The sequence below is a fragment of the Gluconobacter roseus NBRC 3990 genome (genome assembly GCF_006538885.1).
GTDB lineage: Bacteria > Pseudomonadota > Alphaproteobacteria > Acetobacterales > Acetobacteraceae > Gluconobacter > Gluconobacter roseus.
In genome coordinates, this window is the sequence record NZ_BJLY01000004.1 from 19,887 (window position 1) to 32,848 (window position 12,962).

Sequence of the window (12,962 nt, forward strand, 5' to 3'; positions counted from 1 at the left end):
TTCAGCGCTTCGATTTGTAATATGCGGCGCTAGTTCCTCCCGACGCCACTGTTCTGAGAACTGGATTGAGCGGATTGGGCTTCGAGGAGCTGGCGCAGTTTAATGGCCTGTTCACTTCCGCGATCTGCGGCAAAATCCAGAAGCTGCTTCGCTTCTGCAGGATCGGGCTCGCACCCCATTCCATTGTAGACGAGCTGGGCAAGCGTTACGGCCGCTCCGATATGCCCGGCTTCGACGGCCCGGCGATACCATGAATGGGCTTCAAGGAAATTGGGATCAATGCCATCGCCCTGAAGGTTTATATCACCGACCAGTGCGAACGCTTCAACCTCGCCGCCCTGTGCGGCTTTTCGCAGCCACGTCTCGGCTTTCGATACATCCCGTTCGACACCGCGGCCCTGATAATAGGCAACTCCGACTTTCATCTGCGCTGCCGGATGGTTCTGTGTTGCGGCCTTCATGAAATGGCTCAAAGCCTGAGCGTCTTTGCCGCCTTCATATTCCAGAATTGTACCAAGCATCAGTTCGGCGTCTGGCAGGCCGCCATGAGCTGCCTGCTGAATGAATGCCGCTGCCCTGCTGCGTTCTTCGGGCGTCCGCGCCGCGCCAAGCAGAGTGATCCCATGACCGTACAGTCCCTGAACATTTCCTCCTTCAGCCGCACGCTGGTAGAACTTGCGGCCTCTTGGGATGTCGCGAAGCGTTTCCGGGCCCTGTGTCAAGAGATAGGCTGCCAGCGCCATGCCTTCCAGATCGCCGCCTTCTGCTGCCCGCTCAGCCCAAGACAGTGCTTCTGCATGATCAGGTTCTCCCTGTTTCAGCGCCATATCGAACACTTTGACCTGATCTCCGGCAGGTGCGCTGAAGCCCATATGGCTCAGTACGCCCAGTCTGTGACAGGCTTTGGCATGATGTTGTTCTGCGGCTTGCCGGAACCAGCGAAGGGCCTCGTTTCCGTTCATCGGAACATCCCGGTCGGCCAGATACAGTTCTCCGAGCACAAACTGGGCTTCTGCATTCCCTGCAGTCGCCAGCGTGTGAAGCTGTTTTATTCCCTGTCTGGTTTTTCCGTTTTTCAGAAGATTCTGTGCGTGCTTCAGTTTTTCTTCAGGGGTGCCAAATAACGGGACACGAAAATTCTTCATGTTATTTTCCCAAATCATTAGGAGATGGTTTTTGGAATGCAGAAGGGGTTACAGGACAGCGCATGAGGGGTGCAACAAACCGGTGTGAAAAATACTCAAGCCACATCTCCACTGGGGAGCGCAGGCCATGCAATACCATCGTCAGAACCAGACCACCGGTTATCAGGAAGACGGTGGGCCGGTTCAGCCATGCCTTTCCCGAAAACGCACGCAATTCGTTCTTTCTCGCTAGTGTCAGAAACAGGACGCCCAGCAAACCGACGCTCGCACCGACAAGAACTTCTGCACGGGAATGAACATGCAGGGCGATCCGTGCACAGCCTGCGAACAGCGCCACTCCAACTGCCGCGACAAAGCACATGCGCGGATATCTGCTGAAAAGCACTGCAGCCCCGCCATAGACAAAAGTCGTCCCTGCCGTATGTCCGCTGGGACTGTACAGGCTTTGTCCCGGAAGCCGCCCGCAGGCCTCAAAATAGAGTTTGAGGACCAGTGTTCCCCCGAAGACCAGAAGCACCAGGGCAGAGTAGTACAGAAATATCCTGTATCGTCGTTGCAGGATGAGGGTCAGGCTAATCAGCGCCATCAGGGGCCACAGAATATTCTCGTCCCCGAAATCGCTCAGAAAGCCGATAAGCATCATGGGGCTGTCAGGCATGCCCCGTTTTTCCCTTTCCGGCCTGAACTCTCATCAGCGATGAGACCAGCACGGCCAAAAGCACATAAAAATCCATCGTTCCCAGAACGGGACCGGAAATCAGTGTCGCCACCGTCCGACCAAGCAATGCCGTAAATGTTGCTTCGATCATCCAGGCATCCAGCGATTGTTCATTCGCTACTGCCCTCAGCGTACGGAATATTGTTACAAACAGTCGGCCGTTCCAGAAAACGAGCCCCAGAACGCCTACAATGCCAATGGTAGACAGAAAACCCGGAAGCAGGCTGGAGGAACGGTTGCTTCCCCACCCGGTTCCCAGGCCATAGGTTTCCAGAGCAAGCTGATATGAATCGTTGTCTTTCTGAGTGCGCTCTTCGTATGAAACCGACTGTTTCTTGTCCTGAGTTTCCAGCATCACGACCGAAGCTGCCTTGATCACATCAGGCGCGAAAGCGGCAAGGGCTAATGTCGTTAAGCCCATGCACAGGACGCCGGCTCCGATGAACATCATCAGCCGCCGGAACAACTGCCGTTTCCGGGTGACAATGGCATAGATGACCAGCAGCATCAGCCCGACCAGCATGGCAACATAACCAGTGGTTGAGGTTGTCATCAGCAGGCAAATTACGCTCATCACCAGCATGAGCCGCGTCAGCCATCCGCCATAACCTCTCAGTGTCGACCACACTGTCGAATAGAGTGTACCGATCAGGAAGGTCGCGCAGGCCGAAGGTTCCGCAAATGTGGCATTGATGCGCGGGACTGGCCCGCTCATTTGCGTATCGAGGACAGCCCAGCCGGGATTGGAATATAAAAGGGTCTTTGGGAACGGAATACTGCCTATAAGCCTGTGTGCCATTTCCCAGAACCCGATGAGACATGCAAGCATCGCACCTATGAGATAGGCCAGATATAGCCGGCGCGGGTCGGCCTCGCGTCTTGTCAGGAACAAGAGCGTCATGATGAACATGACGAGATCGAGTATGAGGTAGGTGTCCTGCGTTATGTTTCCGCGTTGCGGGGAAAGCGGCATACGCGTTGCGAGCTCATCCAGCTTCTGAGGCCAGACAAGAACTTTGCCTTCAAACAGACGCGGAAGCAGAATGGAGCCCAGGATTGCCCAGGAAAAAGCGAGAAGCAGCGGCAAACAGAATTTTATCTGGCGGCTCGCTCCAGGAAAGGTGATGCCCAGTGCAAGCTGAAGCCCCATGAATGCAATAAACATCATTCCCGGAGCCATGGAGGGCTGTAGGCCCAGCCCCCCCAGCACCAGAACAGCGGCAGCCTGGAAGACACCCCCAATAACAGTCAGTTCCAGAAGGCGCTGCGGATCTTTTCTGAAAAAGAAGATAAGGCTGAGGGGCCAGAAGATCAGCCCCATCGCAGTCAGACCCATGTCAGACCTTGTCGGCTGGTTGAGACGGCATAAAGGCCTGCCATTGCTGTTCAACAAATGTCGTGAAACGCGATCGAAACAGTTCTTCCGAAAACCGGAGTGCGTTCTGATGACAGAGTTCGGACGTCATGTCCTTTTCATGTTCCTCAAATGTCCGCACCGCATCGATAATGCTTTCCGCGCTCTGGCTGTCGAACAGGAGACCTGTTGTTCCAGACTGGACAATGTCGCAGGCCCCTCCGCGTCCGTAAGCGATTACGGGAGTTCCTGCGGCCTGTGCCTCGACAAGGGAAATACCGAAATCTTCTTCCCCGGCGTACACAAAGGCCCGGGCCTTACTCAGCGTCATCTGCAATTCGGCATCCGGGATATGCCCCCGAAGGCTGATATTTGAAGCTCCGGCCGCTTTCTGACGGACCAGTTCCGCGTCAGGTCCGCCTCCAATGACGATCAGCTTCCTGTCGGGCATGTGGCGGAATGCTTCAACCACCAGGTCAATCCGCTTGTAGGGCACCAGTCGTGAAACAACGACATAGTAGTCTTCCTTGGTGCCATTCACAGAAAAACGGTCCAGATTGACGGGGGGCGGAATGACATGGGCTTCCCGTCGCCATGTCTTGCGGATCCGGCGGGCGATATAACCTGAATTTGCTACGAATGCGTCCACACCGGCCGCCGCTCTGACGTCCCAGTTTCGCAGGCGATGGAAGAGCCAGCGGATATAAAGGCCACGCAGCCCTGTATTCAGTCCGCTCTGACGAAGATAGGTGTTCTGGAAATCCCATGCGTACCGCATTGGGGAATGGACATAGGACACATGGAGTTGATCCGGTCCTGTGATGATACCCTTTGCCACGGCATGATGGCTGGAAATAACAATATCAAATCCACTGAAATCCCACTGCTCGACCGCCAGAGGCATCAGGCCGAGATAGTGCCTGAAAAACCTACGTGCAAATGGCAGCTTTTGAATGAACGATGTTTGAATTTTTCGATTTCCCAGACGCGCACGGTCTTTTGGGGAAAGAAAATCCACAACAGAGAAAATTTTTGCGTCCGGGTAACATTTAATTAATTGCTCAATGACAAGCTCAGAACCGGCCCAGTTTTCCAGCCACTCGTGTACAATCGCAACCTGGATAGATTTCATGTCTATTTTTTCTCATTCTGCGGTTTTCAAAGTTCCGCTGCCCGCAGGGACTTACGCTCTCTTTGTAACACCGTCGTCGAAGCAGTCTTCCACGCCGGTTGCGGGAAGTGGCATTGGTCTGGCAGCATTCCTCGGCACATGCATGTGGATTGCCGGAGGCTACTGGCTTTTCTCCTGATCAATCTCAAGGACCGGCGGCTTGCTCATCTTCGGAGAAGGGGGAGCAACATCAGAAATGCCGCTCATATACCTTGATGACATCTCCAGGTTTGACAAAATTCTGAGGATAGAGAAGGCCGGTGACTGTGCTTCCTCCCTCCTGCCGGATCGCATACGCATAGTGTTCCCATGACCGGTATGTGAATCCTCCCGCCGCTGCGACGGCTGAAAGCAGTGTCATACCCGGCTGGTATGCATACTGACCCGGATGTTCGACCTCTCCGATGACCGAGATGAGGCGGTAGGCTGTAACCTGCACCGCGATTTTTGCGTCCCGAAGAATGGCTTTTCGCCGAAGCTCAGCCGTAACATTTTCTCCTAATTCCCGGGTCGTCAATCCGGATGCATGTACATTTCCCAGCAATGGCACATCAATATTGCCTGCACTGTCGATGCGGAAATCAGAAGTTAATTGATCCTGACCATACGTCATCAGACGCACTTCATCATCGGTCCCAAGTTTATACTGCATCGGATCGTATGCTGGTACCGCTGTCAGCCCCCGGCCCGGACTACAGGCCGCCAGACAGCAGCCTGACACGCATAGAAGAATATATTTTCGCAGGCTCTGCAAAAGGCTCATCCCAAAAAATCCGTCATGATGAGAATTCTATCACAATTGATACTTTATGCTTATCACAGCCGTATCGATACTGTATCGCTCAGTTCCGACAGCATTGGCATTTCTGTAGATATTCGATGCTTCCAGAGAGAAGTTCCGGTCTAGCGCCCAGTCGAAGCCGACGTTGAAGTCAGCATTCAGCTGGGATGTCATAACCTGATACAGTGGAGTATGTTCGAAAATAGCCGGTGTTCCTCCTCCTCGACCCTGCTGAATCTGAGCCCCGGCATGTAGTACGAGGTTGCGGGAGTAGGCATGGCGGATATCGAGTGCAGCGCTGGTATAAACAAAGCCGACCACACTTTCGAAAGCACTGTCTGCAATTCCACGCGATACGGTCAGAGAAACCCGTGTAAGATGCGTGGGCGTCCATGTTCCCCGTAGCTCAACATAGAAGGTGTTAAGGGCTTTATAGGCCGATGCAGCGTAGATGCGGCCTTGATATCCCCCTAATACCCGAACGCTGAACGGGCCAGGCATTTTGTAATCATATCCCGCCAGAGCAGAAAAACCATTGGAGTTTCTGGAAGGAAGATTGAAACGATTATTCGAATACCGGATCTCGACACCCTGGGCGATCATCAGAAGGTCGCTACCTTCGGCCATGGAATACCGCAACCCGACCCCCTCAGAGAACAGCACCCGGTTACGGTAGGACTGCTGCAGGTAAATATCGTTTCCCCCCAGATCTGCGAACTGAAAGCGTTTCAGATCAAAGTTTGGAATTATCGAGAGCTTTCCGTGCGTTTCGATCCGATCATCCAAAGCCAAATCCTGTATGAAATAGGGAATGGGTCGATTTGCGGCCAATGCGCCCAGGTCAAATGGCATCTGGGTCATTTTTTCATGGCTCAGATGATACTCGAGCCGATCATGGCCCAGACTTTCATCTCCTGACAAAAATGCAGACCAGTTAGTCTGATCCTGTAATTCGCGCTCGGGATAGTAAAGCTGATCAACGGATGCCCCAGCCCTGATGTGCCTCCGGCTCTGAATGAGTAATCCTTCCAGATTTGCCTTGGTCTGGCTGGCTGCGCTGGGAACGCCGCCCATAATCTGGTCGGCGTTATTGGTGTAACCCCATCCTTCGGAGGCCTTCCCATTGATAGTCCAAGGGCCGAATCTGAGGCCCTGAGCCCCGTATCGATAATCTGTATCCGACTGGAAAGCATCTGCGGTTGCACTGCTTTCAGGACTACCCAGAGCCGAAAGGTTCTGTGTAACGACCTGTGCATATGCTGCGTTGCCCAGAAATAGCGGCGACTGGAAAGACGCCCCGATTCCCAAAGCGAACAATACGCTCAGACCAGATTTTTCCCGATACAAAAACATGCGACAATTTCTTATCAGAAAAACACTTCTCAAGAAATCCTTCCCGTGGAAACAGTCGAAAATCATAACGTGAATGCTGCTATAACGTTTTATTAACTCAAGTTGATGTAGACCTTTGTTAATTTTTATGTAAATAGATATCGTCGTCAACGACACAAGTTGCTATTGTTATATATCGTTCGGAAAGTGGCCGTGAATAACACTGCTATCGCCTTCGATAATGAGTGTCATTCTACGGGGAACCGATGAGATTATCCTTCTCCTTTGATCGGGCTGCTTCCAAACCCTCAGCAGACAAGACGATGATTTCTGCGGTTGGCAATGTTCGCCCCCGGTTTGTTGTGGAGCTTGCTCGTCGGATACCGCTCGTCTTTTTTTTCAGTGATCTCGTGGCTGTATTTCTGTCGGGGGTGGCTGGAAGCTGGATTGCTTCGGCTGTTCACAATTCGTCAGTCGGTGCGCCGCTGTTTCTTGATGCAAGCCTGAATGCATCCCGTGCAGCAGGCCATCTCATGCCGATCTGTATCGGTGTTCTGCTCTACATGTTTGTCAGCGGTGAATACCGTAACAGATTCCCGTTCTGGAGCGAGTTCGGGCGTCTGATCGCAGCGTCGTTCTGTGCCCTGCTGGCATCGGGCTTCTGGGCATTTGCGTTCCAGATTTCCGATCTGCGGATGGCAATCCTGCTGCCTTGGGTCATTTTTCCGTTCTGCAGCGAACTGCTTCGGCAGTTCTGTCGTCGCGGACTGCACGCAGTCCGCTTATGGCAAATCCCTACACTGCTGGTTGGGGGTGAGGCAGAAACGGACCAGGCAAGGCGTATCCTGAATAGTGAATCCCTTCCCAGCTACGAAATCACCAGGCGTCTCAGTCCGGAGGAAGCGATAAACTTCCTTGCGGCATCTGAGGAAACGAATTTTTCCCGCGGGTTCGAGTTTCTGTTATGCCTTGATCCAACCGATACGCGTTCTCGGGACCTTATCGAGCGACTGACCCGGAGGCGCATTCCCTTTGCCCTGATCCCTCAGGTCTCCGGAATGCCTACTCACGGTCTGACGCAATCATCCTATTTCAGTCATGATACTATTATTCTGTCCTATCGGAGCAATCTGGAAGAACCTGTTCATCGTTTTTTTAAATTCACGTTTGACTTTCTGCTGGCCGTAATCCTGTTTGCGCTCGTTTTTCCTGTCTACGTGATCCTCTATGTGCTCATTGCTCTGGAGGGTGGGCAGCCAATTTATGGCCATCGCCGGATCGGTCAGAATGGGCGTGAATTCAAGTGCCTGAAATTTCGCACAATGGCGAAAAATTCTGATGAAATCCTGAAGCATCTTCTTGAAACCGATGCTGAGGCAGCCGCAGAATGGCAGGAGACACAGAAACTGCGTCGTGACCCCCGGATCACCCGTATTGGACATCTGCTCCGGAAAACGAGCCTGGATGAACTGCCGCAGCTTCTTAACGTTATCCGAGGGGAAATGAGCCTGGTGGGGCCGCGTCCTATCGTGCAGGCGGAAGTCCATCACTATGGTGAGAATTTCGAGTATTACGAAGCGATCCGTCCGGGAATTACCGGGTTGTGGCAAGTTAGTGGTAGAAGTGATACAGGTTATGCTGAACGTGTTCAGCTTGATCGGTGGTATGTTCGTAACTGGACTCTCTGGCACGATGTCGCCATCCTGGCGAAAACCCTTCCGGCAGTTTTTCTGAGACGCGGTGCTCGGTAAGCGGAAATTAATATTTATGAGTCAGATTTCTGCTACGATGAATCCGAAACCCTCTTATCCAATTGAGATTACTCCTGCCCACGAGCAGGAATTCGCTGGTTTCAGCCAGTTGTTTTCAAGTCTCAAAAGGCACAGGCTTCTGATGTGTTCCGTCACAGGCGGCACATTCCTTCTAGGGGTCCTCGCCATTGCGAGCCTCAAACCTTACTATCAGTCTGTTGCTGAAGTCGCGGTAGGGGCCCGCGGCATGATATCGCCGTCACAACTCAGCCCCTATGCCGATCATGCTTTGGATCTGGTCGCGCTCAATACCCAGCTCCGCATCATCAAAAGTCCGGCAATCGCCCTGATGGTGACGCAAAGACTGCATCTTACGGATACCCCGGAATATGAGCAGGCGCTGCGTCCCTCGCTTCTGTCAAAGCTCAAGAGAAGCCTCGGTCTTCAGAAAGCCCCGGCTCCCCTGACACCTGAACAGCATGAAGAGCTGGTTTCCGACCTGCTCATGCAGAAGGTGGTCATCAGCAATGACGGTCGTTCGGCGATCCTCGGGATAACCGCGCGGTCTGCCACGCCCGACCTCGCGCCCGCTATCGCCAATGCCTATGTGCGCGCGTATCTCGACTTCGAACAGCAGGCCAAGATTCAGGCGGCCCGCAATGCAAGCGTTCTTCTCGAGGAGCAGATTGCCCCGCTGCGCGAAAGAGCGATTCAGGCAGAGCAGGCTGTTTCCCGCTACAGGCAGGAACACAATCTGCATCTGCTTGGAGACGATACGGGTAATGATGCAGATCGTAAGGGGCGTATTGCGCTTCCCGCGACAGAGAATGATGTGCGTCTTACACAGATGAATCGTGAACTTGGTGAGGCGGAAGCAGATCTGGCGCGAAAGCAGGCGATATACAGTCAGGCTGAGTCAGGCGGAAACATCGAGACCATTACCGCAATCACGGCGTCACCGCTGATCCAGAGTCTTCTCCTTCAGCAGGCGCGGATCAATGCACGTATCTCGACGCTGTCCGCCACCGCTCTCGATCAGAATCCGGAACTGATCTCTGCCCGGGCCGAAGAGGCGCGAATTGAAGCCCAGATTGCCACGGAAAGCCGCAAGCTTCTGCAGAACCTCCGTTACGAGGCTGAAGCTGCTCAACAGCGGGTCAACGCTCTGAAAGAGCGTACAAACATCCTGCAAGCAAATGCGACGGAAGAAGAGCACGCTGACATCCGCCTGCGACAGCTTGTGGGCGAGGCAACAGCCGCACAGACCCTGTATCGGGATTACCTTTCCCGCGTTGGTCAGATTTCTGCCGAGACGGCCATACAGCAGGCAGAAGCACGCCTTATCACGCCTGCTGATCAGCCTCTCGGACCAGCAGGGCCACCAAAAAAACAGTATGGCGTGCTACTACTCCTGATTTCCCTAGGACTTGGAGCTTGCGCTGCTCTGCTGAGAGACCGTTCCCGCAGCACTCTTCGGACCCTCAGCGAGCTTGAACAGCAGACCCATCTGTTCGGCCTTGGGGCCCTTCCGCGCTTTGAAGGTCCCCTGCGGCAGCAACTGGGCTATAGCAATTCCCTGTACGGCCGGATGCTTAATTCCATGCGGGCCATCCTGACCTTCGGTAATCCTTCCATCCGCACGAAAACCACGGTTATTACCTCGGCTGTAGGCAGCGAAGGCAAAACCACACTTGCCATTTCGCTTGCCAGCAGTGTGGGGGCGCTCGGCAAACGGGCCCTTCTGATCGATTGTGATGCCCATCGTCCAGGCGTCCTCCTGTCGCTGGGGCTGAATGAAACCGCTGACGGTTTCATTCGCGAAGCGTTGCCAGGAATGGATATTTTCGTGGCCAGCCAGAGCAGCGAACGCGGGGTAATGAATTTTGAAGCCCTGGCGCAGTTTCTGGAAACGCATCGCGATGATTACGATCAGATCATCATCGACACGCCACCAGTTCTGAGCTTCCCCGAGGCGGGTGTTCTGGCCTCTTTCGCTGAAGGAGTAATCCTCGCCGTCAAATGGCATCATACGTCTGCGAGTGCCGTTCTTGAAGCACAGAGAATTCTGCGCACCCATCATGCAAACTGCCTGGGTGCCGTTCTGACATTTGTCGACATTGAAAATCTGCACCCCGAAGAGAGTGTCCGGATCGGAGAATATTCCTACTATCGCAAGCTTGTTTCCGCACCATAATGTCTGTTTCTTCCATGCCCCGGATCTCTCTGAATGGACGTTTTTCCGTTCAGTCCCTCAGTGGAGTGCAGCGTTTTGCGACGGAGATTACACGCGCACTTTCGGAAATCTGGCCAGTTGACCTGCCGCGCCCCGAACTGTTGACACCACAGGTCCCTTCTTCTGCGTCGCCCCCTGTTGATATGGGTTTTCCGGTACGACCTTGTGGCCGTTTTCAAGGCCAGCTCTGGGAGCAGATTGATCTGCCCAGAGCCGCAGGCCTGGGATTGCTTGTGAATCTGGGAAATACTGGCCCTCTTATTCTGCCAGCACGGAACAGTCGTCAGATCGTCGTCATCCATGATGCCGGCGTCTTTTCCACTCCCCAATCCTATTCGCAGCAGTTTCGTGTCTACTACAAAACCCTGCACCGGTTACTGGCGTCAGGCAGAACCCGTATTGTCACGGTATCAAACTTCGCTCGCAATGACATTGCCCGCCATCTCCGGATTGATCCGGCCAGGATCAGTGTCATTACCGAAGGTGCGGAACATGCTACGCGTCTTCCAGCAGACAGAACCATTCTGGAACGCAGTGGACTGGAAGCAGGGAAGTATGTGTTGGCTGTGGGCAATATGGCTCCGCACAAAGATTTTGCAGCACTTGATCATCTGGCAGCGACATTACCCCAACGCGGACTGAAGCTGGTCATCAGCGGCGGAATGAATAAACGGGTTTTTGACACTGACATGCCTGATCTGCAGCATGCCACTTATGTCGGTCGCGTGACAGACGAAGAACTTCACGCCCTTTACAGGGATGCAGGCTGCTTTGTTTTTCCTTCCATTTACGAAGGTTTTGGTCTTCCGCCGGTCGAGGCCATGGAAGCGGGTTGCCCCGTTGTTGCGCGCGACATCCCTGTGTTGCGTGAAGTTTGCGGCCAGGCTGCTCTCTACGGTTTCACGCCAGCCGATCTGACGTCCCGGGTTTTGGAAATTTTTGATAATCCCGATGTTGCCAGAACGCTTCGCCATGCGGGCCGGGAACAGGTGAACCGATACCGCTGGTCAATCGCAGCCGGTAAACTTCTGGATATCATGCGCGAGGAATTCTCCAAGTGCTGAAGATTCTCCGCATCGTTCACATACTGGCTATGCTGGCCTCAATTGGCACTGTGATGCCAGTCAGGGCACAAGAATTTACCACGAACGAAGACACTTCCTCCGCTCCTCTTCCCACAAGGATGCAGTTGTGGTGTTCAATCGCGGATTTGGCTTCAAATCGCCTGTTCGTTTCCAATCCAATACCTACATCCGCTCTTAGCCATATGGTATTATGGAACGTGAGTAGCCGTTTTGTAACAATTGTAAATAGCCGCTACAACCTGACATTTCGTAATAGTGATCATGCATGTGTCATATCACACGATATGACACATGCCACGAAAGCAAGGAGTACCTTGATATCCTTGGCGCAACATCGTGGCAGCCGCATTATTATTGTCGGTTTGAACTAGAGCATGACATCCGTGATTACCTCGACCGACCTGGAAGCAAAGGATATTTTGCATAAAACCAGCATATTTTTATCAGAGAGACTTACAGAGACTGGAGAAAGAGTGTCCCTGCCAGAACCATCGCGGGTTATTGTCGGCATAGCAACCAGCGGTCGGCCTACCGTTCTTGCCGAGCTCGTGCGTCAGTTGGCGAACCAGTCGGTTCAACCGCACAGATTCATCATCAGCTATGCCAAGCCAGATGATATTTCTGCTATTCCCCAAACACTGCGTGACAGCCTGAAAATTGAATTTGTTACTGGTCATATGGGGCTGACGACACAGCGTAATGTTATCCTCGATCATATGTCAGATGAGGATATTCTCCTTTTTTTCGATGATGATTTCTTTCCACACCCGACGTATATTGCCAAGATCATCGAATGTTTTTGGAATAACCCAGATGTGCTGGGCGCTACGGGATCTCTGCTGGCAGATGGTGCCAAAGGACCCGGCTTGGAAATCGAAGACGCCAATCGACTTAATGAGACTGCCCATATAATGGCAATTTCCCCAGTCGAGGATGTTTTTAATACCTATGGTTGCAATATGGCTTTCCGCTGTGATGCCATAAAGCGTCTGGGCGCCCGCTTTGACGAAAATCTGCCTCTTTATTCCTGGTATGAGGATATGGATTTTTCACGATCTCTCCTTCCATATGGCAGAATTGTTCAGGTCAATGGTGCCAGAGGCGTGCATCTTGGTAACAAGACCGGCAAAGGATCAGGTATCCGCCTCGGTTATTCCCAGATCATCAACTGCATTTATCTCGCTCGCAAAGGGACCTATCCCTGGTCGCACGCGCTGAAAAGCGCAGGACGGCATTTCCTCATCAATGCCGTCAAATCCCTCAAACCAGAGCCTTACGTTGATCGTAGGGGACGTTTGCGGGGAAATCTGATCGGTATAGGCGATTTGCTCCGAAACCGTATTACCCCTGAACGTGCCGCCACAATCACCATTTCAAAAGTAGCATCCTGAC

The 12,962-nt window shown here is 53.0% G+C and carries 11 protein-coding genes; 5 read left to right on the forward strand and 6 right to left on the reverse strand.

Going from position 1 to position 12,962, the window contains the following annotated elements; translation table 11 throughout:
* Positions 1-29: 29 nt before the first annotated feature.
* From GRO01_RS10125 to GRO01_RS10140, 4 genes are read right to left on the reverse strand one after another with little or no spacing between them, the layout of a single operon-like run.
* A complete protein-coding gene (locus GRO01_RS10125) occupies positions 30-1,145 on the reverse strand; it encodes an SEL1-like repeat protein (protein WP_062507767.1) in 1,116 nt (371 codons plus the stop codon).
* A gap of 1 nt (position 1,146) precedes the next feature.
* Positions 1,147-1,803, reverse strand: a complete 657-nt coding sequence (locus tag GRO01_RS10130; RefSeq protein WP_062507770.1) for a phosphatase PAP2 family protein — start codon at positions 1,801-1,803, stop codon at positions 1,147-1,149.
* Complete coding sequence (locus GRO01_RS10135; RefSeq protein WP_167494590.1) at positions 1,796-3,184, reverse strand: O-antigen ligase family protein; 1,389 nt, start codon at positions 3,182-3,184, stop codon at positions 1,796-1,798. Before GRO01_RS10135 ends, GRO01_RS10130 begins: the two co-directional genes overlap by 8 nt.
* Before the next feature lie 16 nt (positions 3,185-3,200).
* Positions 3,201-4,349 (reverse strand): glycosyltransferase, encoded by a 1,149-nt coding sequence (locus GRO01_RS10140; protein ID WP_062507774.1) that lies wholly within the window; start codon positions 4,347-4,349, stop codon positions 3,201-3,203.
* On the opposite strand from GRO01_RS10140, the gene GRO01_RS10145 reads away from it, so the two are divergent.
* Positions 4,348-4,527 carry a hypothetical protein gene (locus tag GRO01_RS10145; protein WP_062507776.1) on the forward strand — a complete coding sequence of 60 codons (180 nt, stop codon included), beginning with the start codon at positions 4,348-4,350 and terminating at the stop codon, positions 4,525-4,527. The genes GRO01_RS10140 and GRO01_RS10145 overlap by 2 nt on opposite strands.
* A 51-nt stretch (positions 4,528-4,578) precedes the next feature.
* Here GRO01_RS10145 and GRO01_RS10150 read toward each other — a convergent pair whose 3' ends face one another.
* Together GRO01_RS10150 and GRO01_RS10155 are read right to left on the reverse strand one after the other, a co-directional pair.
* On the reverse strand, positions 4,579-5,040 hold the full coding sequence (locus tag GRO01_RS10150; protein ID WP_231490087.1) for a polysaccharide biosynthesis/export family protein: 462 nt from the start codon (positions 5,038-5,040) through the stop codon (positions 4,579-4,581).
* Positions 5,041-5,181: 141 nt separating this feature from the next.
* Entirely contained in the window at positions 5,182-6,522 is a 1,341-nt protein-coding gene (locus GRO01_RS10155; RefSeq protein WP_062507778.1) for an outer membrane beta-barrel protein, read from the reverse strand.
* A gap of 245 nt (positions 6,523-6,767) precedes the next feature.
* Between GRO01_RS10155 and GRO01_RS10160 the strand changes: the two genes are divergently transcribed.
* The 4 genes from GRO01_RS10160 (at position 6,768) to GRO01_RS10175 (ending at position 12,961) form a co-directional block, all read left to right on the forward strand.
* A complete protein-coding gene (locus tag GRO01_RS10160) occupies positions 6,768-8,252 on the forward strand; it encodes an exopolysaccharide biosynthesis polyprenyl glycosylphosphotransferase (RefSeq protein ID WP_083541252.1) in 1,485 nt (494 codons plus the stop codon).
* A gap of 142 nt (positions 8,253-8,394) precedes the next feature.
* On the forward strand, positions 8,395-10,446 hold the full coding sequence (locus tag GRO01_RS10165) for a GumC family protein (protein ID WP_062507782.1): 2,052 nt from the start codon (positions 8,395-8,397) through the stop codon (positions 10,444-10,446).
* Positions 10,446-11,549: a glycosyltransferase family 4 protein gene (locus GRO01_RS10170; protein WP_231490089.1), complete on the forward strand. Its 1,104-nt coding sequence runs from the start codon at positions 10,446-10,448 to the stop codon at positions 11,547-11,549. Before GRO01_RS10165 ends, GRO01_RS10170 begins: the two co-directional genes overlap by 1 nt.
* Positions 11,550-11,944: 395 nt before the next feature.
* Entirely contained in the window at positions 11,945-12,961 is a 1,017-nt protein-coding gene (locus GRO01_RS10175) for a glycosyltransferase family 2 protein (protein WP_083541255.1), read from the forward strand.
* Position 12,962: the final 1 nt, after the last annotated feature.

Bases quoted from the DNA above. Each gene is read 5' to 3' on its own strand.
- GRO01_RS10140 (WP_062507774.1), bottom strand. From the start codon at position 4,349: ATGAAATCTATCCAGGTTGCGATTGTACACGAGTGGCTGGAAAACTGG.
- GRO01_RS10155 (WP_062507778.1), bottom strand. From the start codon at position 6,522: ATGTTTTTGTATCGGGAAAAATCTGGTCTGAGCGTATTGTTCGCTTTG.
- GRO01_RS10170 (WP_231490089.1), top strand. From the start codon at position 10,446: ATGTCTGTTTCTTCCATGCCCCGGATCTCTCTGAATGGACGTTTTTCC.
- GRO01_RS10145 (WP_062507776.1), top strand. From the start codon at position 4,348: ATGTCTATTTTTTCTCATTCTGCGGTTTTCAAAGTTCCGCTGCCCGCA.
- GRO01_RS10135 (WP_167494590.1), bottom strand. From the start codon at position 3,184: ATGGGGCTGATCTTCTGGCCCCTCAGCCTTATCTTCTTTTTCAGAAAA.
- GRO01_RS10150 (WP_231490087.1), bottom strand. From the start codon at position 5,040: ATGCAGTATAAACTTGGGACCGATGATGAAGTGCGTCTGATGACGTAT.
- GRO01_RS10175 (WP_083541255.1), top strand. From the start codon at position 11,945: ATGACATCCGTGATTACCTCGACCGACCTGGAAGCAAAGGATATTTTG.
- GRO01_RS10130 (WP_062507770.1), bottom strand. From the start codon at position 1,803: ATGCCTGACAGCCCCATGATGCTTATCGGCTTTCTGAGCGATTTCGGG.
- GRO01_RS10160 (WP_083541252.1), top strand. From the start codon at position 6,768: ATGAGATTATCCTTCTCCTTTGATCGGGCTGCTTCCAAACCCTCAGCA.
- GRO01_RS10165 (WP_062507782.1), top strand. From the start codon at position 8,395: ATGTGTTCCGTCACAGGCGGCACATTCCTTCTAGGGGTCCTCGCCATT.
- GRO01_RS10125 (WP_062507767.1), bottom strand. From the start codon at position 1,145: ATGAAGAATTTTCGTGTCCCGTTATTTGGCACCCCTGAAGAAAAACTG.